The 23,547-nt window shown below is 61.6% G+C and carries 17 protein-coding genes; 11 read left to right on the top strand and 6 right to left on the bottom strand.

All coding sequences use genetic code 11. The features are described from left to right. Positions 1–90 precede the first annotated feature (90 nt). From recC to K0H47_RS25745, 6 genes are all read left to right on the top strand, one after another. Positions 91–3,540, top strand: coding sequence for an exodeoxyribonuclease V subunit gamma (gene recC, locus K0H47_RS25720; RefSeq protein WP_219273827.1), 3,450 nt, complete (start codon positions 91–93; stop codon positions 3,538–3,540). Then, entirely contained in the window at positions 3,537–7,214 is a 3,678-nt protein-coding gene (gene recB, locus K0H47_RS25725; RefSeq protein ID WP_219273828.1) for an exodeoxyribonuclease V subunit beta, read from the top strand. Before recC ends, recB begins: the two co-directional genes overlap by 4 nt. Beyond that, a complete protein-coding gene (gene recD, locus K0H47_RS25730; RefSeq protein WP_219273829.1) occupies positions 7,211–9,262 on the top strand; it encodes an exodeoxyribonuclease V subunit alpha in 2,052 nt (683 codons plus the stop codon). Before recB ends, recD begins: the two co-directional genes overlap by 4 nt. Before the next feature lie 161 nt (positions 9,263–9,423). After that, complete coding sequence (locus K0H47_RS25735; protein ID WP_063033273.1) at positions 9,424–9,993, top strand: YfiR family protein; 570 nt, start codon at positions 9,424–9,426, stop codon at positions 9,991–9,993. Beyond that, the gene (locus K0H47_RS25740) at positions 9,990–11,258 is read left to right on the top strand and encodes a diguanylate cyclase domain-containing protein (RefSeq protein WP_063033272.1); all 1,269 of its coding nucleotides are present in this window, start codon (positions 9,990–9,992) and stop codon (positions 11,256–11,258) included. Before K0H47_RS25735 ends, K0H47_RS25740 begins: the two co-directional genes overlap by 4 nt. A 4-nt stretch (positions 11,259–11,262) precedes the next feature. After that, positions 11,263–11,754: an OmpA family protein gene (locus K0H47_RS25745; RefSeq protein ID WP_063033271.1), complete on the top strand. Its 492-nt coding sequence runs from the start codon at positions 11,263–11,265 to the stop codon at positions 11,752–11,754. 135 nt (positions 11,755–11,889) lie between these two features. Here the strand turns inward: K0H47_RS25745 and K0H47_RS25750 are convergent, their stop codons facing one another. Then, a complete protein-coding gene (locus K0H47_RS25750; RefSeq protein ID WP_093202147.1) occupies positions 11,890–12,837 on the bottom strand; it encodes a LysR family transcriptional regulator in 948 nt (315 codons plus the stop codon). A gap of 131 nt (positions 12,838–12,968) precedes the next feature. Here K0H47_RS25750 and K0H47_RS25755 point away from each other — a divergent pair, with 131 nt between their 5' ends. Continuing rightward, positions 12,969–14,486 carry a CoA-acylating methylmalonate-semialdehyde dehydrogenase gene (locus tag K0H47_RS25755; protein ID WP_093202143.1) on the top strand — a complete coding sequence of 506 codons (1,518 nt, stop codon included), beginning with the start codon at positions 12,969–12,971 and terminating at the stop codon, positions 14,484–14,486. Between the two features lie 14 nt (positions 14,487–14,500). Continuing rightward, positions 14,501–15,388: a 3-hydroxyisobutyrate dehydrogenase gene (gene mmsB / locus K0H47_RS25760; RefSeq protein ID WP_093202138.1), complete on the top strand. Its 888-nt coding sequence runs from the start codon at positions 14,501–14,503 to the stop codon at positions 15,386–15,388. Between the two features lie 48 nt (positions 15,389–15,436). Here mmsB and K0H47_RS25765 read toward each other — a convergent pair whose 3' ends face one another. Then, entirely contained in the window at positions 15,437–15,781 is a 345-nt protein-coding gene (locus K0H47_RS25765) for a cupin domain-containing protein (RefSeq protein ID WP_003212331.1), read from the bottom strand. Positions 15,782–16,020: 239 nt separating this feature from the next. Here K0H47_RS25765 and kynB point away from each other — a divergent pair, with 239 nt between their 5' ends. Continuing rightward, positions 16,021–16,671, top strand: coding sequence for an arylformamidase (kynB, locus tag K0H47_RS25770; protein ID WP_219273830.1), 651 nt, complete (start codon positions 16,021–16,023; stop codon positions 16,669–16,671). Beyond that, a complete protein-coding gene (kynA, locus tag K0H47_RS25775) occupies positions 16,668–17,525 on the top strand; it encodes a tryptophan 2,3-dioxygenase (protein ID WP_063033266.1) in 858 nt (285 codons plus the stop codon). Before kynB ends, kynA begins: the two co-directional genes overlap by 4 nt. 124 nt (positions 17,526–17,649) lie before the next feature. Here kynA and K0H47_RS25780 read toward each other — a convergent pair whose 3' ends face one another. The 4 genes from K0H47_RS25780 to antA form a co-directional block, all read right to left on the bottom strand. Further along, a complete protein-coding gene (locus K0H47_RS25780; RefSeq protein ID WP_177025780.1) occupies positions 17,650–19,050 on the bottom strand; it encodes an amino acid permease in 1,401 nt (466 codons plus the stop codon). Between the two features lie 71 nt (positions 19,051–19,121). Continuing rightward, complete coding sequence (gene antC / locus K0H47_RS25785) at positions 19,122–20,129, bottom strand: anthranilate 1,2-dioxygenase electron transfer component AntC (protein WP_201140899.1); 1,008 nt, start codon at positions 20,127–20,129, stop codon at positions 19,122–19,124. A gap of 125 nt (positions 20,130–20,254) precedes the next feature. Then, a complete protein-coding gene (gene antB / locus K0H47_RS25790) occupies positions 20,255–20,746 on the bottom strand; it encodes an anthranilate 1,2-dioxygenase small subunit (RefSeq protein WP_063033264.1) in 492 nt (163 codons plus the stop codon). Next, entirely contained in the window at positions 20,746–22,137 is a 1,392-nt protein-coding gene (gene antA, locus K0H47_RS25795) for an anthranilate 1,2-dioxygenase large subunit (protein ID WP_219273831.1), read from the bottom strand. The genes antB and antA overlap by 1 nt, the downstream gene beginning before the upstream one ends. A 313-nt stretch (positions 22,138–22,450) precedes the next feature. Here antA and K0H47_RS25800 point away from each other — a divergent pair, with 313 nt between their 5' ends. Continuing rightward, on the top strand, positions 22,451–23,449 hold the full coding sequence (locus K0H47_RS25800; protein ID WP_093210152.1) for a helix-turn-helix domain-containing protein: 999 nt from the start codon (positions 22,451–22,453) through the stop codon (positions 23,447–23,449). Positions 23,450–23,547 lie beyond the last annotated feature (98 nt).

Genomic DNA, 23,547 nt, shown 5'->3' on the forward strand with positions numbered 1-23,547 from the left:
AAAACATTCCGGCCGACCTCGCTTGCAGCTTGAAGCCGCCTTCAATGCTAAAGTCCATCCCTCGATTTTGCTTTTCCCAAGGAAGCCGTTATGCCGGATGCGACGTCCCTCAGTGCTGGATTCATGGTGGTTCACGGCAACCGCCTGGATGAGCTGCGCAGCCTGGTTGTCAGTTGGATGCGTCGTTACCCGCTGGCTCCCCTCGAAAACGAAATCGCCTTGGTACAAAGCAACGGCATTGCCCAATGGCTCAAACTGGCGCTGGCCGAAGACCCTGAAGATGACGACATGGGCGGCTGCGGCATCGCTGCCGCAATCGACGTACAACTTCCCGGCAGCTTCATGTGGCAGCTCTATCGCATGGTCCTGGGCAAAGATGAAATCCCGGCCAAGTCCCTGCTGGACAAAGCCCCACTGACCTGGCGTCTCATGCGCCTGCTCCCCGAACTGATCGACCAGCCCCACTTCGAGCCCCTGCAACGCTTCCTGACCCACGACACGGACCTACGCAAACGCTACCAACTGGCAGAACGCCTCGCCGACCTGTTCGACCAATACCAGGTCTACCGTGCCGACTGGCTGGAAGACTGGGCTGCCGGTCGCCATCAGCTACGCAACGGCCGTGGGGAATCCATACCCCTGAGCCCAGCCAACTGCTGGCAAGCCGAACTATGGCGTGCCCTGCTGCTGGATGTCGGAGAGGAGGGCATGGCCCAGAGTCGTGCCGGTGTCCACCAGCGCTTTATCGAGCGCATCAACACCCTCGAAAAAGCCCCGGTTGGCCTGCCTTCCCGCGTGATCGTTTTCGGCATTTCTTCCCTGCCAGCCCAAGCCCTGGAAGCGCTCGCCGGCCTCGCCCGTTTCAGCCAAGTGCTGCTGTGCGTGCACAACCCATGTCGCCACCACTGGTCCGACATCGTCGCCGACAAAGACCTGCTCCGAAACGAATACAAACGCCAGGCCCGCAAAGCCGGAATGCCGGTCACCATCGATCCGCAGACCCTGCACCAGCACGCCCACCCGCTGCTCGCTGCCTGGGGGAAACAAGGTCGCGACTACATCAACCTGTTGGACAGCTACGACGACCCCAACAGTTACCGCTCGGCATTCCGCGACGGCCGTATCGACCTGTTCAGCGAGAGCGAGCCCACCACCTTGCTCAACCAGCTCCAGGACGACATCCTCGAACTGCGCCCGCTCAACGAAACCCGCGAACTCTGGCCAAGCGTCGACCTGAAGCGCGACACTTCCATCCGCTTCCACATAGCCCACAGCGCCCAACGCGAAGTAGAAATTCTCCACGACCAGCTACTCCAGCGCTTCAGCGCCGACCCCACGCTACGTCCACGGGACGTCATCGTCATGGTCCCCGACGTCGACAGCTACGCGCCGCATATTCGTGCCGTATTCGGCCAACTTGATAGAAGCGACCTACGCTTCATTCCGTTCACACTGACAGACCAAGGCCAGCGCGGCCGCGACCCATTGCTGATCGCCGTCGAACACTTGCTCAAGCTCCCCGACAGCCGCTTCCCGGTCAGCGAAATCCTCGACCTGCTCGACGTCCCGGCCCTGCGCGAACGCTTCGGCATCAAGGAGCGCGACCTGCCGACCCTGCACCGCTGGATCGAAGGCGCAGGCATCCGCTGGGGACTCAACGCCGAACAACGTGCGGGTCTCGGCTTGCCCCAGGAGCTGGAGCAAAACAGCTGGCGTTTCGGCCTGCGCCGCATGCTCCTGGGCTACGCCGTCGGTACGGGATCTGCCTGCGACGGCATCGAGCCTTACGATGAAATCGGCGGCCTCGACGCTGCCTTGATCGGCCCGCTGGTCGCGCTGCTCGACGCACTGCACGACGCCCACCAGGCACTGTCACAACCCGCCGCGCCAACAGAATGGGGCGAGCGCCTGCAAAACCTGATTCAGCTGTTTTTCCTCCCGAGCAACGAGCACGACGACTACCTCCTGGGCCAACTCGAGCAACTGAGAGAAACCTGGCTGGAGACCTGCGAGTCCGTTGGCTTGCACGACGAGCTACCCCTGACCGTAGTCCGTGAGGCCTGGCTGGCAGGGCTCGACCAGGGCCGACTGTCCCAGCGCTTCCTCGCAGGTGCTGTCAATTTTTGCACCCTGATGCCCATGCGTGCGATCCCGTTCAAGCTGGTGTGCCTGCTGGGCATGAATGACGGCGACTACCCGCGCGCGCAACCGCCGTTGGACTTCGACCTGATGGGCAGCGACTACCGCCCAGGTGATCGATCACGGCGCGAAGACGACCGCTACCTGCTGCTCGAAGCCCTGCTCTCGGCCCGCGACCAGCTCTACATCAGCTGGGTTGGCCGCAGCATCCGCGACAACAGCGACCGCCCGGCATCCGTCCTGATCGGCCAGTTGCGCGACCACATCGCCAGTGGTTGGCACACCACCAGTGGCGACCCCCTCCTGGAAGCCACCACTCAGGAACACCCGCTCCAGCCCTTCAGCGCCCGCTATTTCCACGAAGGTGACGAGCTGTTCAGCTACGCCCGCGAATGGCAGTTGCTCCACGCAACCCCGGACAGCCTGCCCGATACCGGCAGCCTCGCACCCTACATCCAGGAAGAACCGCTGAGCCTCGGCCAACTACAGGACTTCTTGCGCAACCCGGTCAAACACTTCTTCAGCCAGCGCCTGAAAGTGTTTTTCGAAGCCGCGGAAGTTCCGCTGGAAGATGAAGAACCCTTCGTCCTCGACGCACTGCAGCGCTATAGCTTGAGCGACAGCTTGCTCACGGCCGCACTCACGCGCCCCGACAACCTTGACGAAGCCCTCAACGCCCAAGCCCTGCGCCTGCAAGGCAGTGGCTTGTTGCCGATGGTTGGCTTCGGCGAATGCCTGCGTAACGAACTGATAGAACCTTTGCCTGATCTGCTGCAACGTTACCAGCAGCTCCTGGCCCTTTGGCCCACCCTGCACACCAGCGCCGAGCCGATCAGTTTTGAGCATCAGGGCATCCAGCTGGAAGGTTGGATCAGCGGCCTGCATCAACGCAGCGACGGCAGCTTTCTAAGCGTCACCGCCATCCCCAACAGCATCGGCTCGATCAAGACCCGCAAGTGGCATCGCCTGATTCGCCCGTGGGTGAACCACTTGGTGGCTTGCGCTTGCGGCCTCCCGCTAAGTACCGGCCTGGTCGCCAGCGATGACACGCTGCTATTGGCCCCGCTGGAGCAAGCCACCGCCCAGGAACTCCTCGTCAACCTGTTGCTCGCGTGGAAAACCGGCATGAGCGAACCACTGCCGATCGCCGTTAAAACAGCGTTCGCCTGGCTCGGCCAAACCGACCCGGCCAAAGCGCAAGCCGCCGCCAGCAAAGCCTACGAAGGCGACGGCCAAACCACTGACGGCGAGCGCCGTGAAAGTCCCGCGCTCACCCGCCAGTTCCCCGACTACGCTGCCTTGATGGCCAGCGAAGAGTTCGAAGGCTGGTGCGAAACCCTCTATCGACCGTTGATCAACGCCCCCTGGCGATCACTCACCAGCGCGGAGGCCAGCGCATGAGCGGCACAAAACCCCTGGCCTTGGCGTTCCCGCTTAAAGGCAGCCAACTGATCGAGGCCAGTGCCGGCACGGGCAAGACGTTCACCATCTCGGCGCTCTACCTGCGTCTGGTACTCGGCCACGGCGGTGACGAATCGGGCTTCGGCCGCGAGTTGCTGCCGCCGCAAATTCTCGTCGTGACCTTCACCGATGCCGCCACCAAAGAGCTACGCGAACGTATCCGTATCCGCCTGGCCGAAGCCGCGCGTTTTTTCCGCGAAGAAATCGAAGAGCCCGATGCACTGATCGCCGAACTGCGCGACCAATACAGCCCCGAACAATGGCCAGGCTGCGCCAATCGCCTGGATATCGCTGCTCAATGGATGGACGAAGCCGCCGTCTCGACCATACACAGTTGGTGCCAGCGCATGCTGCGCGAACACGCCTTCGACAGCGGCAGTCTGTTCACACAGACCCTGGAAACCGACCACAGCGACCTGCTCGGCGAAGTGCTGCGCGACTACTGGCGCCTGTTCTGCTACCCGATGCACGACGATGCATTGAACTGGGTGCGCAACAACTGGGGCGGCCCGGCAGCGCTGATGCCACGGGTACGCGCGTTGTTCAACAGCGAGCGGCCCACGGATGAAACTCGCGCCCCCGCCGAGCTGATCAACGAATGCCTACAAGAACGCCGCCAAGCCCTCGTCGCGCTCAAGGCGCCCTGGCAACAATGGGCAGAAGAGTTGCGCAACATTTGCCTCCAGGCCGTCGCTGCCAAAGCCGTCGATGGTCGCAAGATGCAAGCGCGTTACTTCGAGCCCTGGTTTGAAAAAATCAGCGCCTGGGCGGCTGATGAATCCCTTGAGCAACTGGATATCGGCACCGGCTTCACCCGCCTGACGCCCGACGGCATGGCCGAAGCCTGGAAAGGCGAACCACCGCACCATGCGGGTATCGACGCCATGGCCAGTCTCAAGGCCAGCCTCGACGCCCTGCCAACGCCCGATGCCGCCGTGCTGCAACACGCCGCCGGCTGGGTAGGAAAACGCTTCGAAGAAGAAAAGCGCCGGCGCGCCGAAATGGGCTTCGACGACATGCTGATCCGCCTCAACGCCGCCCTGCAGGCCGACGGCGGCGAACGCCTGGCCAGTGTGATCCGCGAGCAATTCCCGGTCGCCCTGATCGATGAATTCCAGGACACCGACCCGGTGCAATACAGCATCTTCGACAGCATCTACCGCATCGAAGAAAACCACCTCGACAGCGGCCTGTTCCTGATCGGCGACCCGAAGCAGGCGATCTACGCCTTCCGTGGTGCCGACATCTACACCTATCTGCGCGCACGCCAATCCACCACCGGCCGCCATCACACCCTGGGCACCAACTTCCGTTCCAGCCATGCCATGGTCGAGGCGGTAAACCATGTGTTCCAGCGCGCCGAAAAAGGCCGCGGCGCGTTCCTGTTCCGCGAACCCGACGGTACGAATCCGGTGCCGTTCCAGTCGGTATTGTCTCAAGGCCGCAAGGAACAACTGCAGGTCAACGGTCAGACGTTGCCCGCGCTGAACCTCTGGCACCTGCCCACCGACCAGCCGATCTCCAACGTGCTCTACCGCCAACAGCTGGCCGCGACCTGCGCCAGCCAAATCGTTGCATTACTCAACGGCGGCCAGCAGGGAGCTGCGGGATTCCTGGGCAAAGACGGTAGCTTCAAAGGCGTTCTGCCGTCGGACATCGCCATCCTGGTGCGCGATGGCAAGGAAGCCCAAGCTGTGCGCAGTGAGTTGGCTGCCCGTGGCGTACGCAGCGTTTACTTGTCCGATAAAGACTCGGTGTTCGCCGCCCAGGAAGCCCACGACCTGCTGGCCTGGCTCAAAGCCTGCGCCGAGCCGGACGTCGAGCGCCCGCTGCGCGCCGCCTTGGCCTGCGTCACCTTGAACCTGTCACTACCCGAATTGGAGCGTCTGAACCAGGACGAACTGGCGTGGGAAAAACGCGTGATGCAGTTCCGCGACTACCGCACGATCTGGCGCACCCAAGGCGTGCTACCGATGCTGCGCCGCCTGCTGCACGACTTCAAATTGCCGCAAACCCTGATCACCCGCAGCGATGGCGAGCGGGTACTGACCAACCTGCTGCACCTCTCGGAATTGCTGCAACAGGCGGCCGCGGAGCTGGACGGCGAGCAGGCATTGATTCGCCATCTGGCCGAACATCTCGCGCTCTCCGGTCAGGCCGGTGAAGAGCAGATCCTGCGCCTGGAAAGCGATGAGCAACTGGTCAAAGTAGTGACGATCCACAAGTCCAAGGGACTGGAGTACGACCTGGTCTTCCTGCCGTTTATTTGCTCGGCAAAGCCGGTGGACGGCAGCCGCTTGCCATTGCATTACCACGACGCAAACGGCAAATCCCAAGTCAGCCTCAAGCCCACCGCCGAGCTGATCGCCCAAGCCGATGACGAGCGCCTGGCCGAAGACCTGCGACTGTTTTACGTGGCGCTGACCCGCGCCAAACACGCTTGCTGGTTGGGGATCGCAGACCTGAAGCGCGGCAATAACAACAGCTCGGTGTTGCACCTGTCGGCCTTGGGCTACCTGCTCGGCGGCGGTGCTTCACTGGGCGAGTCCGCCGGCCTGACCCGCTGGCTGCTCGACCTGCAGGAAGGTTGCCCGGCGCTGCATTACGCAGAAATGCCCGAAGCCGATGCGGTCATATTCCACCCGCCGCGCAACGAAGCCATTTTGCTCGCGCCGCTGTTGCCCAAACGCAAGGCCGCAGAAAACTGGTGGATCGCGTCCTACAGCGCCCTGCGTATCGGCGAGAGCATGAGTGCTGCGAGCCTTGAAGCGCCGGAGAACCCACAAGCGCAGAAGCTGTTCGACGACGAACGCCTCGACCCGGATGCCCCGCGCGAAGTGCCGGCTTCCGGTGGAGATATTCACCGTTTCCCACGTGGGCCAAACCCTGGCACCTTCCTCCACGGCTTGCTGGAATGGGCGGGCGGCGAAGGCTTCAACGTGACTCCGGAGGCCATCGAAGATGCTGTCGCCCGCCGCTGTAACCGGCGTGGATGGGAAGGCTGGATCGGTACTCTCAGCGGCTGGCTCGGGCACCTGTTGCAAGCCCGGCTGCCGCTGGGCAACGGGCAGACGGCCCTCAATGAGTTGCAGCACTACCAGATCGAAATGGAATTCTGGTTTGCCAGTCACAAGGTCGATGTCCTCGCGCTCGACAAACTGGTGTGCCAGCACACTCACAATGGCGTGTCCCGCGTGGCCGCCGAACCGGTGCTGCTCAACGGCATGTTCAAGGGCTTTATCGACCTGACCTTCGAACACGAAGGCCGTTACTACGTGGCTGACTACAAATCCAACTGGCTCGGTCCGGACGATTCGGCCTACACACAACAGGCCATGGAACTGTCGATCCTCGATCATCGTTACGACCTGCAATACGTCCTTTACCTGCTGGCCCTGCATCGCCAGCTTAAGGCTCGCCTGCCGGATTACGACTACGACCGCCACGTCGGTGGTGCGTTGTACCTGTTCCTGCGGGGCACCCATTCCGCGAGCCAGGGTGCGTATTTCACCCGTCCGCCCCGGGAATTGATCGAAGGCCTGGACCTGCTGTTCCAAGGCAAACCGCTACCACCCAAGGCCGAGCCCGCCTGGGAACAAGGAGAGCTGCTATGAGCCTGTCGCCGTTACCGCTTGAGGAGTTGACGCCCCTCAGTCGCGCCGCCGACCTGGTGCAATTGCTCGATCTCTGGGTGCAGCGCGGCTGGTTGCGTGCGTTGGATAAAGCCTTCGTCGGCTTCCTCCATGAGCTTGATCCCCAGGCTGATCCTCTGGTGTTGCTGGCCGCAGCCCTGACCAGTCACCAACTGGGCCATGGCCACGTGTGCCTGGACCTGTTCGAAACCCTCAAGGCGCCGGACTTTGCTCTGTCGCTGCCGCCCGAAGGCGATGCGCAAACCGGCGTCATGCTATTGCCATCGCAATTGCTCGACGGCCTGGACGGCGCCCATTGGTGCCATGCCCTGGCCGCCAGCCGCCTGGTGGCACTGGCCGTCGATGGCAGCGAGGACGCGCAAAGCCGGCCACTGGTGCTGTCGGGCAAACGCCTGTATTTGCGCCGCTACTGGACTTACGAGCGACGTATCGACAGCGCCCTGCGCCTGCGACTTGCCACCCGCGAAAGCGTTGCCAACGATCTGCCCGAGCGTTTGAATCGCCTGTTCGACCAGGCCCCGTCGGACGGCGTTGTCGACTGGCAAAAACTCGCCTGCGCCCTGGCCACACGCGGTGCATTCAGCATCGTCACCGGCGGCCCGGGCACCGGCAAGACCACCACGGTGGTGCGCTTGCTCGCGCTGTTGCAGGCGCCAGCGGTAGAGAGTGGTAGCGCGTTGCGCATCCGCCTGGCGGCACCCACCGGCAAGGCGGCCGCGCGCTTGACCGAGTCCATCAGCCAGCAAGTGCTGTCGCTGAAAGTGCCGGATGCGGTGAAGGAAAAAATCCCGACCCAAGTCACCACCGTTCACCGTTTGCTGGGCAGCCGGCCCGGCTCCCGACACTTCCGGCATCACATAGGCAACCCGTTGCCCCTGGATGTGCTGGTGGTGGACGAAGCCTCGATGATCGACCTGGAAATGATGGCCAACCTGCTGGATGCCTTACCACCCCATGCCCGTCTCGTGCTGCTGGGTGACAAGGACCAGTTGGCCTCGGTTGAAGCCGGTGCGGTGCTGGGTGATTTGTGCCGCGATGCCGAAGCCGGTTTCTACAGCCCGCAAACCCGCCAGTGGCTGCAACAGGTCAGCGGCGAAGACCTCGGCGCCAGCGGCTTGCAGGAAGACCTCGACGGTAGCCACCCCTTGGCGCAACAAGTGGTGATGCTGCGTTACTCGCGGCGTTTCGGCGAAGGCAGCGGCATCGGCCAATTGGCCCGTTGGGTCAACCAGCAAAACCCTGAACAGGCCCGCAAACTGCTGGCCGCCCGCAGCCATGCCGATCTGTTTTGCGTCAGCCTCAAGGGCGAGCACGACCATGCCCTGGAGCGCCTGGTGCTGGACGGCCATGGTGAAGGTGCCCTCGGTTATCGCTATTACCTGAAGCTGCTACAGACCGCGCGTCCGTCCCTCGACACTCCACGGGATGACGAAGCCTGGACGCTCTGGGCGCAAAAGCTGCTGAAAGCCTTCGATGCATTCCAGTTGCTCTGCGCCGTACGCAAGGGCCCGTGGGGTGTCGAGGGCTTGAACCTGCGCATCACCGCCGCGCTGCTAAAGGCCCGGCTGATCGACAACGACCAGCAATGGTACGAAGGGCGCCCGGTGTTGATGACCCGCAACGATTATGGCCTGGGTCTGATGAACGGCGACATCGGCATCGCCCTGAAACTGCCCGAGAGCGACGGTGGGCCGCAGGTGCTGCGCGTGGCGTTCCCGCGTAACGATGGGCAGGGCGGCGTGCGCTTTGTGCTGCCAAGCCGGCTTAACGATGTGGAAACCGTTTATGCGATGACGGTGCACAAATCTCAGGGCTCTGAGTTCACCCACACCGCACTGATTCTGCCGGATGCCCTGAACCCGGTGCTTACCAAAGAATTGATCTACACCGGCATCACCCGGGCCAAGGACTGGTTCAGCCTGATCGAACCCCGAGGGGGCGTATTTGAAGAGGCGGTGAGTCGCAAGGTGAAGCGCTTGAGTGGACTGATGCTGGAACTGGGCACTTGATCGATAAAGAAGCTGACCGATGGGTCATCTAAAATTTCTGATCCAAATGTGTGATTTTTCTTAATAAAATGTCGGAATCCTCCTGGGTGTCGCCTCGGGGGTTTTCCGCCGTTGTGCTATCGTTGCGGCATCATCCCGAGAAGATCAAAGAGAATCGCTGCATGAACGTGGCTGTCTCGCCCACAGAGCGAAGTTTGAGCTGGAGACGAATGCTGCTGTTGGCGCTTCTGTGGATCTTCACGCCTCTCGCTTTTGCCCAGCCCCTCGCCGGCATGGCTGATCAGCGAGCCAAGTCGGTCACGCAGGTGGTCCTCGGAATCCTCAGTTACGCCCGTTGGCCGGTAGAACCCGCCCAATTGCGCCTGTGCATCGTCGGGCCGACCCAATACACCGATGACCTGGTCAAAGGCACCACCCAGGCTACCGGCCGTCCGGTAGTGGTCCAGCGTTTGCTGGCTGACCATCCAGACATCGCCAATGCCTGCGATGCCGTTTACATCGGCCAATTGACCAGCGATGAGCGCAGCCGCCTGTTCGCATCACTGATCGGCCATCCGGTGCTCAGCATCAGCGAAGGCGGCGATCAATGCACCGTGGGCAGCCTGTTCTGCCTACGGGTGGCCGACGAGCAGGTGTCGTTCGAGGTCAACCTTGACTCGGTTGCCCGCAGCGGTGTGCGCATTCATCCGAGCGTACTGCAACTTTCCCGACGTCGAGCGCCGGGGTCATGAGTATCGATAAAGGGCCAGTGCGGCCTACCTTGCGTTCGGTGATCGGGCGTGGGCACCTGAGCCTGGCGCTGCTGGCAGTCGGTATGGCGAGTATTTCCCTGACCCTGCTCGGCGTGCTCGCGCTACGGGTGTATGCCGACCACAACCTGCACCTGATCGCCCGCTCCATCAACTACACCGTGGAAGCGGCGGTGGTGTTCAACGACAGCGCGGCGGCCACTGAAGCATTGGCCGTGATTGCCTCAGAAGAAGAGGTGGCCGAGGCCGAAGTCTTCAACGTTGAAGGCAAGCAACTGGCACATTGGGAGCGCCCGGAAACCGGGATGCTGTCGATGATTGAGCTTCAGTTGGCGCATGCCTTGCTCGAGCAGCCCATCACCCAGCCGATCCTGCACCAGGGCCAGGTCATCGGCAGCGTGCACCTGACAGGCCACGGCGGCAGCCTGTTGCGCTTCCTGCTCAGCGGCCTCGCCGGGATCCTGGTGTGCACCGCCCTCAGCGCCTGGGTTGCACTGTACCTGGCGCGGCGTCTGTTACGCGGCATCACGGGGCCGTTGCACAGCCTGGCCTCGGTGGCCCACGCCGCCCGCAGCGAGCGAGCGTTTGACCGGCGCGTACCGCCGGCGAAAATCGCCGAACTCGACAGCCTGGGCAACGACTTCAATGCCTTGCTCGACGAACTGGAAGCTTGGCAGACCCACCTGCAAAGCGAAAACGAAACCCTCGCCCACCAGGCCAGCCACGACAGCCTGACCGGTCTGCCCAACCGTGCGTTTTTCGAAGGCCGGCTGATCCGCGCCTTGCGCAGCGCCGCCAAGCTCAACGAGAAAGTGGCGGTATTGTTCCTGGACAGCGACCGCTTCAAAGACATCAACGATAACTTCGGCCATGCCGCTGGCGATGCGGTATTGGTGGCAGTGGCCACGCGCATCCGTGCGCAACTGCGCGAAGACGATCTGGTGGCACGCCTGGGCGGCGATGAATTCGCCATCTTGCTGTCACCTCTGCACAGACTCGAGGACGCCCAGCGCATTGCCGAAAAAATCATCGCCAGCATGGACGCGCCCATTGCGCTGCCCGGCGACGCCCACGTATTGACCTCACTCAGTATCGGCATCGCCGTCTACCCTGATCATGGCGCCACCCCCGGTAACCTGCTCAACGCCGCCGACGCGGCGATGTACCAGGCCAAACGGCTCTCCCAGGGTGGTCAGCAAACGGCGGAATCCGAGTCTCCCGCCGCCAACGTTCAACACAGGAGTTGATCCCTTGTTCTCGACCGCACGCTTTTTATTCATCACCTTGCTCGTGGCCTTGCTCGCCCTGAGTGGCTGCCAGACACCGCCGCCCAAAGGCCTGACACCGGCGCAAATTGCCGTGCTCAAACAGCAAGGCTTCGAACTGACTGACGAGGGCTGGGCCTTCGGCCTGTCGGGCAAGGTACTGTTTGGCAGCGATGTCGAAAGCCTGAATGCCCCCAGCACCGAGATCGTCCAGCGCATCGGCAAGGCGCTGATGGGTGTGGGTATTGAACGCGTGCGGGTTGACGGTCACACCGACGCCTCGGGCAAGGAAACCTACAACCAGCAACTTTCCCTGCGTCGGGCCAAAAGCGTCGCGCATGTGTTGGCAGGCGTTGGCATGAAGGAGGAAAACGTACAACTGCGCGGGCTGGGCAGCAGCGAGCCGGTGGCGTCCAATGCGACAGCGGCGGGGCGCACCGAGAATCGCCGGGTGTCGATTGTGGTAATTGCGGACTAGTCTGGCTTTCGGGCAATTCGAGTTGGAATGCAATCAATGTGGGAGCCGGGCTTGCCCGCGATAGCGGTGTATCAGTTGATGTATTGGGTGACTGACACACTGCTATCGCGGGCAAGCCCGGCTCCCACAGTTTATTTAATCCGCAAACACCATCTCCCGCGTTTCCCCCATCAACAACGGCTGATTCTGCTCCGTCACCTCACGGATGTAATCCCACAGCAGGGTGATCCGTTTCAACTTCCTCAAATCCTCGCGGCAGTACATCCAGAACTGCCGCGTAATGTTGATCTCCTTGCCCAGCACCGGCAGCAACCGCGGATCCTGCGCTGCCAAAAAGCACGGCAGGATCGCCAGCGAGCGCCCTTGCTGCGCCGCCACGTACTGCGCAATCACGCTGGTACTGCGCAAGCTCGCGCTGGCGCCGGGCACCACGTTGGCCAGGTACAACAGCTCTGAACTGAACGCCAAATCATCCACGTAGCTGATAAACGGATGCTCGGCCAGGTCCGCTGCGCGCTGGATGGGCGGGTGCTGGTCCAGGTATTCCTGGGTCGCGTACAGCTGCAGCTTGTAGTCGCACAGTTTGCAGCACACGTAGGGCCCATGCTCCGGCCGCTCGAGAGCAATGACGATATCCGCCTCGCGCTTGGACAGGCTGATGAAGTGGGGCAGGGGCAGGATGTCCACGGAGATCGCCGGGTAGGTGTCGACGAAGTGGCTCAGTTGCGGGGTGACGAAGAAGCTGCCGAAACCTTCGGTGCAGCCCATGCGCACGTGGCCTGACAACGCCACGCCGGAGCCGGAAACCTGTTCGCAGGCCATGTGCAAGGTGCTTTCGATGGACTCGGCGTAACCCAGCAGACGCTGGCCTTCGGTGGTCAATACGAAGCCGTTGGTCCGGGATTTTTCAAACAGCAGAGTGCCCAAGGATCCTTCAAGGGAGGTAATGCGCCGCGACACGGTGGTGTAGTCCACCGCCAGGCGCTTGGCGGCGACGCTGGCCTTGCGGGTGCGGGCGACTTCGAGGAAAAACTTCAGGTCATCCCAGTTCAGGGAGCCTAGTGACGTGATGTTTTTTTGCATATTGGACCGGCTTTTATGTGCGTTCTTATTAGAAGTTTGCACATCTATACTCCAAAAACAGTCCGAACGCCTCATCCTCAAGGCGATTCAACGCCTTGGTTCTCTGCATACCTACAAGAATTGGAGACCACATGAACGCATCTGCCGATATTTCCGTGCAACAGGTCAAGCTGCTGATCAACGGCGAGTGGGTCGAGTCCAAGACCACCGAATGGCAAGACATCGTCAACCCCGCCACCCAGCAAGTACTGGCCCGTGTGCCGTTTTCCACCCCCGCAGAAGTCAACGCTGCCATTGACGCCGCCCATCGCGCCTTCCAGACCTGGAAGCTGACGCCGATCGGTGCGCGCATGCGCATCATGCTCAAGTTGCAAGCCTTGATCCGCGAGCACTCCAAGCGCATCGCCGTGGTCCTTAGTGCCGAGCAGGGCAAGACCATTGCCGACGCGGAAGGCGATATTTTCCGTGGCCTGGAAGTGGTCGAGCATGCGTGCTCCATCGGCACACTGCAGATGGGCGAATTCGCTGAAAACGTCGCGGGCGGTGTGGATACCTACACCCTGCGCCAGCCGATCGGCGTGTGCGCGGGCATCACCCCGTTCAACTTCCCGGCGATGATTCCGCTGTGGATGTTCCCGATGGCCATTGCCTGCGGTAACACCTTCGTACTGAAACCTTCTGAGCAGGATCCGCTGTCGACCCTGCTGCTGGTTGAGCTGGCGCTCGAAGCCGGCGTGCCAGCCGGTGTGCTGAACGTGGTTCACGGCGGCAAGGATGTGGTGGATGCGTTGTGCACCCACAAAGACATCAAGGCCGTGTCCTTCGTCGGCTCGACCGCCGTGGGGACTCACGTCTACGACCTTGCCGGTAAACACGGCAAGCGCGTGCAATCGATGATGGGCGCCAAGAACCACGCTGTGGTGCTGCCGGACGCCAATCGCGAGCAAACCCTGAACGCCCTGGTCGGTGCCGGTTTCGGCGCGGCTGGCCAGCGTTGCATGGCGACTTCCGTGGTGGTGCTGGTGGGCGCGGCCAAGCAATGGCTGCCGGACCTCAAGGCCCTGGCGCAAAAACTCAAGGTGAATGCCGGCAGCGAAGCCGGTACCGATGTGGGCCCGGTGATCTCCAAGCGCGCCAAGGCACGTATTCTCGACCTGATCGAAAGCGGCGTGAAAGAAGGTGCCAAGTTGGAACTGGATGGCCGTGGCATCAAGGTTCCAGGTTTCGAGGACGGCAACTTCGTCGGCCCCACCCTGTTCTCCGGCGTGACCACCGACATGCAGATCTACACCCAGGAAATCTTCGGCCCGGTGCTGGTGGTGCTGGAAGTCGACACCCTCGACCAAGCCATCGCCCTGGTCAACGCCAACCCGTTCGGTAACGGCACCGGCCTGTTCACCCAGAGTGGCGCGGCGGCGCGTAAATTCCAGAGCGAAATTGACGTCGGCCAGGTCGGCATCAACATCCCGATCCCCGTGCCGGTGCCGTTCTTCAGCTTCACCGGCTCCCGTGGTTCGAAACTCGGCGACCTGGGCCCGTACGGCAAGCAAGTGGTGCAGTTCTATACCCAGACCAAAACCGTCACCAGCCGCTGGTTCGACGACGACAGCGTCAACGATGGCGTCAACACCACCATCAATCTGCGCTGATCGAGGAGACGACCATGAAGATTGCATTTATCGGCCTGGGCAACATGGGCGCGCCGATGGCGCGCAACCTGATCAAGGCTGGCCATGCGCTGAACCTGTTCGACCTGAACCAGGCCGTGCTCAAGGAACTGGCCGAGCTGGGCGGCACCATCAGCGCCTCACCGCGCGCGGCAGCAGAAGGCGCCGAGCTGGTAGTGACCATGCTCCCGGCTGCGGCCCATGTGCGCAGCGTATGGCTCGGTGAAGATGGCGTGCTGGCCGGCATCGGCAAAGGCGTGCCAGCGGTGGATTGCAGCACCATCGACCCGCAGACCGCCCGCGATGTAGCCGCGGCGGCAGCAAAACAAGGCGTGGTGATGGCCGATGCCCCGGTGTCCGGCGGCACCGGCGGTGCCCAGGCCGGGACGCTGACCTTCATGGTCGGCGCCACGCCGGAACTGTTCGCCACTCTGCAACCGGTATTGGCGCAGATGGGCCGTAACATCGTCCATTGCGGCGAAGTCGGCACCGGGCAAATCGCCAAGATCTGCAACAACCTGCTGCTGGGTATCACCATGGTCGGCGTCAGCGAAGCCATGGCCCTGGGCGATGCGCTGGGTATCGACACCCAAGTGCTGGCGGGAATTATCAACAGTTCCACCGGACGCTGCTGGAGTTCGGACACCTATAACCCATGGCCCGGGATTATCGAAACGGCGCCGTCGTCCCGGGGTTATACCGGTGGGTTTGGTGCGGAACTGATGCTCAAGGACCTTGGGCTGGCCACTGAAGCCGCCCGCCAGGCGCACCAGCCGGTGATCCTCGGCGCAGTGGCGCAGCAGTTGTATCAATCGATGAGCCAGCGTGGGGAAGGGGGCAAGGACTTCTCGGCGATCATCAACAGCTATCGCAAGCCCCAATAGGGGATTTTCCGGGAACCCGCCTCAAGCGGGTTCCCGGGTTTTTGGCCGTCAGGCAAACACAAAATACTTACGCACCGTCTCGACCACTTCCCACGTCCCCTTCATCCCCGGCTCCACCACAAAGATATCCCCAGCTCGCAAATGGATCGGCTCCAGGCCGTCCGGGGTGATCACGCAGTAGCCTTCCTGAAAGTGGCAGTATTCCCACTTCACATACTCCACCCGCCATTTGCCGGGGGTGCAGATCCAGGTGCCCATGATCTTGCTGCCGTCCTCGCTGGTGTAGGCATTGAGGTTGACGGTGTGGGGGTCGCCTTCGAGTTTTTCCCATTTGCAGGCGTCCAGCACCGGCAGTGGGTGGGTGTCGCGCAGTACGGTGATCGGCTTGGACATGATGATTCCGAGGCAGTGGAAGGGAGTCCGAACCCTATCGCCTTGGGCGGCCCACCAGTGGTCTGAACTCGACATCGGGATGCCCAGAAGCGCAGGCGCGCGGATTGAAACATCCAATCACCAATCAGCCATTTCCTCGCAGTAAGTGCGAAAGATTTCCCGCTTTGCGCTGGAATTCGCAAGAATATTTACAGCTGGCCCTCGTATCATTCACCCCAGTAACGACCGAGAGCCTTGAAATGAATCCAATAAAAACGTGGTGGGACATCAGCCCGCCCTTGAGCACCGCGACCCCGACCTGGCCGGGTGATACGCCGTTTCAGGAAGAGCGCGTGTGGCAGTTCGGCCCCGAGTGCCCGGTGAATGTCGGACGCATCACCCTGTCGCCCCACACCGGCGCCCATGTGGACGCGCCGTTGCACTACAGCGCTGACGGTGCGCCCATCGGTGAAGTGTCCCTGGATGTGTACATGGGCCCGTGCCGGGTGCTGTATTGCCTGGACAGCGGCGCGCTGGTGCAGCCACATCAACTGGAAGGCCGCCTGGAGAACCTGCCAGAGCGTGTGCTGCTGCGCACTTATCAACAGGCGCCACTGGATACCTGGGATTTGAATTTCACCGCCGTCGCCCCGCAAACCGTCGAGCTGCTGGCCAACCTCGGTGTGCGCCTGATCGGCATCGACACGCCGTCCCTGGACCCGCAGCAGTCCAAGACCATGGATTCCCACAACGCCGTCGCCCGTCATGGCATGGCGATTCTCGAAGGCATCGTCCTCGACGACGTACCGGAGGGCGATTACGAGTTGATCGCGCTGCCGCTGCGTTTCGCCAACCTCGATGCCAGTCCGGTACGAGCCATTCTCCGCCCGCTCAAGGAGCCCACGCGATGAGCCAGTGTCCTTTCTCCCCTGACTACCAGCCGCCGGAAGAATGGCATAACGCCGAGCTGAATTTTTCCGAGTCCATGAGCTATGGCGACTACCTGGACCTGGGCAAAGTGCTCAGCGCCCAGCACCCGCTGTCGCCGGACCACAACGAGATGCTGTTTATCATCCAGCACCAGACCTCCGAGCTGTGGATGAAACTGATGCTCCACGAACTCAAGGCCGCCCGCGAACACGTGCGCCTGGGTGAGTTGCCACCGGCGTTCAAAATGCTGGCGCGGGTGTCGCGGATCTTTGACCAACTGGTGCACGCCTGGGCAGTGCTGGCGACCATGACGCCGTCGGAGTACAAGTCGATTCGCCCGTACCTGGGCCAGTCGTCGGGCTTCCAGTCGTTCCAGTACCGGGAAATCGAATTCATCCTTGGCAATAAAAGCGCGGCGCTGTTGCGGCCCCACGCCCATCGTCCGGACCTGTTGAACGAGCTGAAAGTGGCGATTGCCACTCCGTCGCTGTATGACGAGGCGATCAACCTGATGGCCAAGGCCGGCCTGGCGATCGACCCCAAGCGCGCCGAACGCGACCCGACGGCGCCGACGGTTCACGATGAATCCGTGGAGGCGGCGTGGCGCGAGGTTTATCGCGACCCGAGCCGTTATTGGGACCTGTACCAACTGGCCGAAAAATTTATCGACCTGGAAGATTCCTTCCGTCAGTGGCGCTTCCGCCATGTCACCACGGTGGAGCGGATTATCGGTTTCCAGCCAGGTACGGGCGGCACCGAAGGCGTGGGCTACCTGCGCAAGATGCTCGACACCGTATTGTTCCCCGAACTGTGGCGAGTGCGTTCCACGCTGTAATAAAAAAGCCCCGGAGAACCGGGGCTTTTCATTTGAAATACGATGCAAATGTGGGAGCTGGCTTGCCTGCGATCGCGGTGCATCAGTCACCACCGCTATCGCAGGCAAGCCAGCTCCCACAGGTTTAGCGCACAGCCACAGCCTTCGCGTTATTCAACCGCAACCGGTACGCCACATAGATAATCCCGACCCAAACCGGAATCGCATACACCGACGCTCGCACACCCGGAATCGCCAGCATCACGCAGATGATCATCAGCATGAACGCCAGGCACAGGTAGTTGCTGAACGGGAACCAGAAGGTCTTGAACGACGGCACCACGCCTTGCTCGCCCATGGCCTTGCGGAACTTGATGTGGGTCAGGCTGATCAGCGCCCAGTTGATCATCAGCGAGGCAACCACCAGCGCAAACAACAGCTCCAGTGCGTCATGCGGGGCGACGTAGTTGATCACCACGCACAGCAGCGTCACCAGGGCCGAGATGCCCAAGGCACGCAGCGGCACGCCTTGCTTGTTCAGCTTCATCAACGCTTTCGGCGCATCGCCTTGCTCGGCCAGGCCGAACAGCATGCGGCTGTTGCAGTACACGCCGCTGTTGTACACCGACAGTGCCGCGGTCAGTACCACGAAGTTGAGGATGTGCGCGGCGGTGTCGTTACCGATCAGCGAGAAGATCTGCACGAACGGGCTGCCGCTGTAGGCATCGCCCGACGCGCCGAGGGTTTGCAGCAGTTGGTCCCATGGGTACAACGACAGCAGCACGGTGAGTGCGCCGACGTAGAAAATCAGGATCCGGTACACCACCTGGTTGATCGCCTTGGGGATCACCTTGCGTGGCTCGCTGGCTTCGGCGGCGGTAATACCCACCAGCTCCAGGCCGCCGAACGAGAACATGATGAATGCCATGGACATCAACAGCCCCATGCCGCCATTGGGGAAGAACCCGCCGTGGCTCCACAGGTTGCTCACCGAGGCCTGCGGGCCGCCGGTGCCGCTGAACAGCAGGTAGCAGCCGAGCACGATCATGCCGACAATCGCCACCACCTTGATGATCGCGAACCAGAACTCGGTCTCACCGAAGAACTTCACGTTGAGGGTGTTGATCAGGTTGACCAGCACAAAGAACACTACCGCACTGACCCAGGTCGGAATTTCCGGCCACCAGAACTGGATGTACTTGCCCACCGCTGTCAGCTCGGCCATGCCCACCAGCACGTAGAGTACCCAGTAGTTCCAGCCGGCGAGGAAGCCTGCGTAACCGCCCCAGTACTTGTGGGCAAAGTGGCTGAAGGAGCCGGCCACCGGTTCCTCGACGATCATCTCGCCCAGCTGGCGCATGATCAGGAACGCGATGAACCCGGCTACCGCGTAGCCCAGGATCATCGACGGCCCCGCCGACTTGAGCACGCCCGCCGAGCCGAGGAACAGCCCGGTCCCGATTGCCCCTCCCAAGGCAATCAGCTGAATATGCCGGTTCTTCAGGCCACGCTTGAGGCCCACCGGGTTAACCATGTCATCCGCCATTAACATTCCCTTCTACTTGTTTTTTTCAGGGTTGATCGCACACCGAACCAGCCCCTCATACCGCTGAGGGGTCAGATATTACTCTCGGTAAACTTTTCGTAATACAGCTGAACGCCATCAAGTGCCTGATCCAGCAGCCATTGTTTGATGGATTCGACCATCGGTGGCGGCCCGCACACGTACATATCCGCCGATTGATCCCGCAATTCGGCCAGGTCGAAATGCTCAGTGAGGTAGCCGCGTTTGCCGGGCCAATCCGAAGGTGGGTCGCTGAGTACTTCGGTGTAGCGAAAGTTTGGGATTTTTTCGGCATAAGCGGCGATGCGGGCGGCCTCGCACAAATCTGCCGCACCGCGCACGCCGTAATACAGATGCACCGGCTGTTGGCAGGCGCTGGCGGCCAGGTCATCGAGCATGCCCACCAGCGCCGATAAACCAGTGCCACCGGCCACCAACACCAGCGGTCGGGTGACATGCCGGAGATAGAAGGCACCCAATGGCGCCTCCAGCAGCACCTCATCGCCCACCTGGCAGCGCTCGCGGATGTAGTTGCTCATCACGCCATCGGGCAGCAGGCGGATCAGGAACTGCAACTGATTGCCCGGGCGGTTGGCGAAGGAGTAGGAGCGCCAACTGTCGGTGCCGGGAATCGACAGGCGGGCATATTGGCCCGGCAAAAAGTCCAATGAGTTCTCAAGCTGCAGGTGCAGGATCGCCGTGCTGGTCGAGATCTGCTGCACATTGCTCACCGTGCTGCGGATTTGTACTGGCTCCGGCGCGTTGCACAGGCTGGAATCAAAATCGAAATAAAACGCCGCGTCGGACTGGACCCGGGTCTGGCAACTGAGCATTTTGCGTTGTTGCAGATCGAGGTTGGAGAGGGCTTCCTCGTCCACGTAGTCCTGAGTGAAATCGCCTGATTCGCAACGGCCCTGGCAGGTGCCGCATACGCCTTCGCGGCAGTCGAGCGGGATCTTGATGCCGTTGCGCAAGGCTGCGTCCAGCAGGATCTCATTGGCGCCCACCGGGAAAAACAGGGTCTTGCCGTCGGCAAAACTGAAGGCCACTTTGTGATTCATATGATCGCTCTCTAAAACGCCCCGTAGCAGCTGTCGAGCCTTGGCGAGGCTGCGTCTGCGGAGTGTCAGGTGCGCCGCAGACGCAGCCTCGCCAAGGCTCGGCAGCTGCTACGGGGGGGAGGTGTTCAAAGGTGATAGAAATCCAGCACCGAGTTGATGGTGTCGTTGAGCAGCAGCGCATGCTTGCGGGTGATCAACCAACTGTCGCCATCGGGCTTGAGGCTGTAGGTGGCGCTGCCATAGAACTGCTCCGATGTGGCCAGCCGATAGAACAACGTGTGCCAGTTCAGTTTCACTTCCAGCAGCCCGCCGGATTGCTCTGCAATCCGTACGTTGTTGATCAAATGCAGCGTCCTCGGCATCGGCGTGGCCGACGCGGCCTTGCCTGTGCGCAAGCGAAACACCCGGTCCTCCAGCCCTGAACGGTTGGCGTAGTAGATCAGCGACATCTCGCGCTTCGGGTCGCGGGTGTAGACGTGTTCCGAGTCCCACTGCGGCAAGTGGAACTCACTCTGCGGGTCGAACAGCTGCACGTAGGCGTCCCAATCCTGGGCATCGCACAGCTCGGATTTACGGTAAAAAAACTGCTCGATCCGGTACTGCAATTGCGCATTCATCATTTCACCTCCCGCAGTTTCAGGGCTTGGGCATCGAGCCCGTCCAGCAGGAATTTCTGCCAATTGCGGTGCTGGTTGACGTACAGCCCTTCGTGGGTGAATTCGGTGCCGGTCATCGCTGGCTGGATGCCGATGGCTTCGCTGTTGGGCGTCGGCCCGGTTTCCCAACGGTGGCTGCCGCGGGAGATATCGCTCCAGCGCTCCAGGCGGCCCTGGAAGCCGCGCTGGGCTTCGCGAAACTCCACCAGGTCATCCGGCGTGCCCATGCCCGAGACGTTGAAGAAATCCTCAAACTGGCGAATGCGGTTTTCACGGTCGGCGTCAGACTCGTTCTTTACCCCCAGGCACTGGCTGATGATCTCGGTCTTGTTCCAGGCGATGGGGCGGATGATCCGCAACTGCGAGCTGATCTGGTCGAGAAAGAACAGGCTCGGGTAGATGTTCAGGTTACGCAGGCGGTGCATCATCCATTCGGCTTTTTGCTGGCCATGTTCTTCGATCAGGCGCGGCATGATGGTGGCGTAGCCCGAACGCACGGTGGGGTTGGGCATGTCGCTGAACAGCAGGCTGTGGCCATTGTTGAAGGCGAACCAGCCGTCATCGGTATTCGCGTCGCCGGCACCGAGCTTGCTGTAGTCCAGGGTGGTGGCGGAGCCCGTGCCGTTTTCCGTGTTGACCTGCTGGCGATGCTGCACCGTGGCCACGTAGTTGTAGTGCACGGTGCTGACGTGATAACCGTCCAGGCCGTTCTCGTTTTGCAGTTTCCAGTTGCCGTCGTAGGTGTAGGCGGATTTGCCCGGCAGCACTTCCAGCTCACCGGTGGCCGACTGGGCGACCATCATGTCGAAGAACACTTTGGCGTCGCCGAGGAAGTCTTCCAGGCTGTCACTGCCGTTCACGTCGAGGCTGATGAACACGAAGCCCTTGTAGCTCTCGATCCGCGCCTTTTTCAGGCCGCGGGTGGCTTTGTCGAACCCCTCCGGGTATTCCCCCGGCGCCTTGACCTTCACCAGCCGGCCATCGCTCTTGTAGCACCAGGCGTGGAACGGGCAGGTGAAGGTGGACTGGTTGCCCTTGCCGACCCGCGTCAGGGTGGTGCCGCGATGCTGGCAAGCGTTGATCAGCGCGTTGAGCTGGCCTTCGCCGTCGCGGGTAATGATCATCGGCTGGCGCCCGGCGCGCATCGTCACGAAGTCATGTTTGTTGGCCAATTCGCTTTCGTGACAGGCGTAGATCCAGTTCTTTTCGAAGATCAGTTCCATCTCCAGCTCGAACAGCTCCGGCTCGGTGAACATGTCCCGGGCGATGCGGAAAACCTCATCCACCGGACGAAAGTCCAGGCAGCCTTCGATAAAGCTTTTCCACTGCTCGACGCTTCTTGCACCACTCATGGGAGGCACCTTTTTTGATAATGGCTAAACGGGTAGGCCATTAAGAGGCTGCGGCGGGGTGGCGGGCTATCCGGTTAATGGGGGAAGGTGGGCCACTTAGTTGGGCACGAAATACCCACGGCGGTGCAGGGCAGTGGTGGAATGCGCTACTGTCTTGCAAGGCGATTGTCGGAAAAGTCGGTGCGTTATCCACTTAATCGACGGTTGCTATCCACCCAGTGGCAATGCCGCTGGCGTGGCGCAAAACTTGCTGTTGCTCTACCAGGACGCGCCGTCAGAGCGCGCCGGCCACAATTGCCGTGGGTGCCCCGTGATGAGTAGCAATACACGCGATATACGTATCGAGCGCTTCGACCTTGAAGGCGCCTGCAGCTGGATGTCCGGCATTTGCGGGCCGCACCGGCTGCAGACCGCGACGCCGGAGCGCATCCGCTTTCACCACAGTGCCAATGTGTTCAAGTCCCGCGCCACCACGCTGGGGATTATCGAATACGGCACCGACGTCACCATCGACATCGAAGACGCCGAGCACTTCAGCAGCTACAGCCTGAGCCTGCCGTTGGTGGGCGAGCAGGAACTGAGCAAGAACGGCGAACGGCTCAGTTCCAACCGCGATCAGGGCGTTATCATCTCGCCCAATGAGCATCAAGTGCTGGCGATTTCCGGCGACTGCCGCAAGTTGCAGGTGGTGATCACCCGCGCAGCGATGAGCGAATCCCTGGAAGGCCTGCTGCAGCGGCCGATTGAAGCGCCGCTGCGCTTTGAGTCGGTGATGGATGCGGTGGATGGCGCCCCGGCGTCGTGGTGGCGCATGGCGCGGTATTTCATCGCCGAACTGGAGCGCAGCAGCGAGCTGTATGACCAGGCGGCGTTTACCCGGGATCTGGAAAGCTCGCTGATCAAGGGCCTGATTCTCGCCCAGCCGAATAACTACTCCGAAGAACTGCGGGACGTGCTGGGGGTGAAGCTGCCGCACTATCTGATCCGTGCGCGGCAGTACATACACGACAACGCCCGGGAGGCGGTGCATCTGGAGGACCTTGAGGCGGCGGCGGGGGTTTCGCGCTTCAAGCTGTTCGATGCCTTTCGAAAATACTTCGCCCTGTCGCCCATGGCTTACCTGAAGAAATACCGCCTGGGTGCCGTGCGCCAGGAAATTCTCGAACACGGTTCGACCCGCACTATCTCCGAGATCGCCCTGGGTTGGGGCTTTACCCATTTGGGGCGATTCTCGGCCGAGTACCGCAAGCTGTTCGATGAGTCTCCCAGCCAGACCCTGCAACGCAACGACGCCCGACGCATGCGTGGATGAACACTTTACGCAAAAACAACGGAGATCAACTGTGGGAGCTGGCTTGCCTGCGATAGCGGTGGCTCAGCTTGTATCTTCTTGGCTGACCCACCGCTATC

Origin of the sequence: Pseudomonas sp. Xaverov 83 (assembly GCF_019352905.1) — a bacterium.
Lineage (GTDB): Bacteria > Pseudomonadota > Gammaproteobacteria > Pseudomonadales > Pseudomonadaceae > Aquipseudomonas > Aquipseudomonas yamanorum.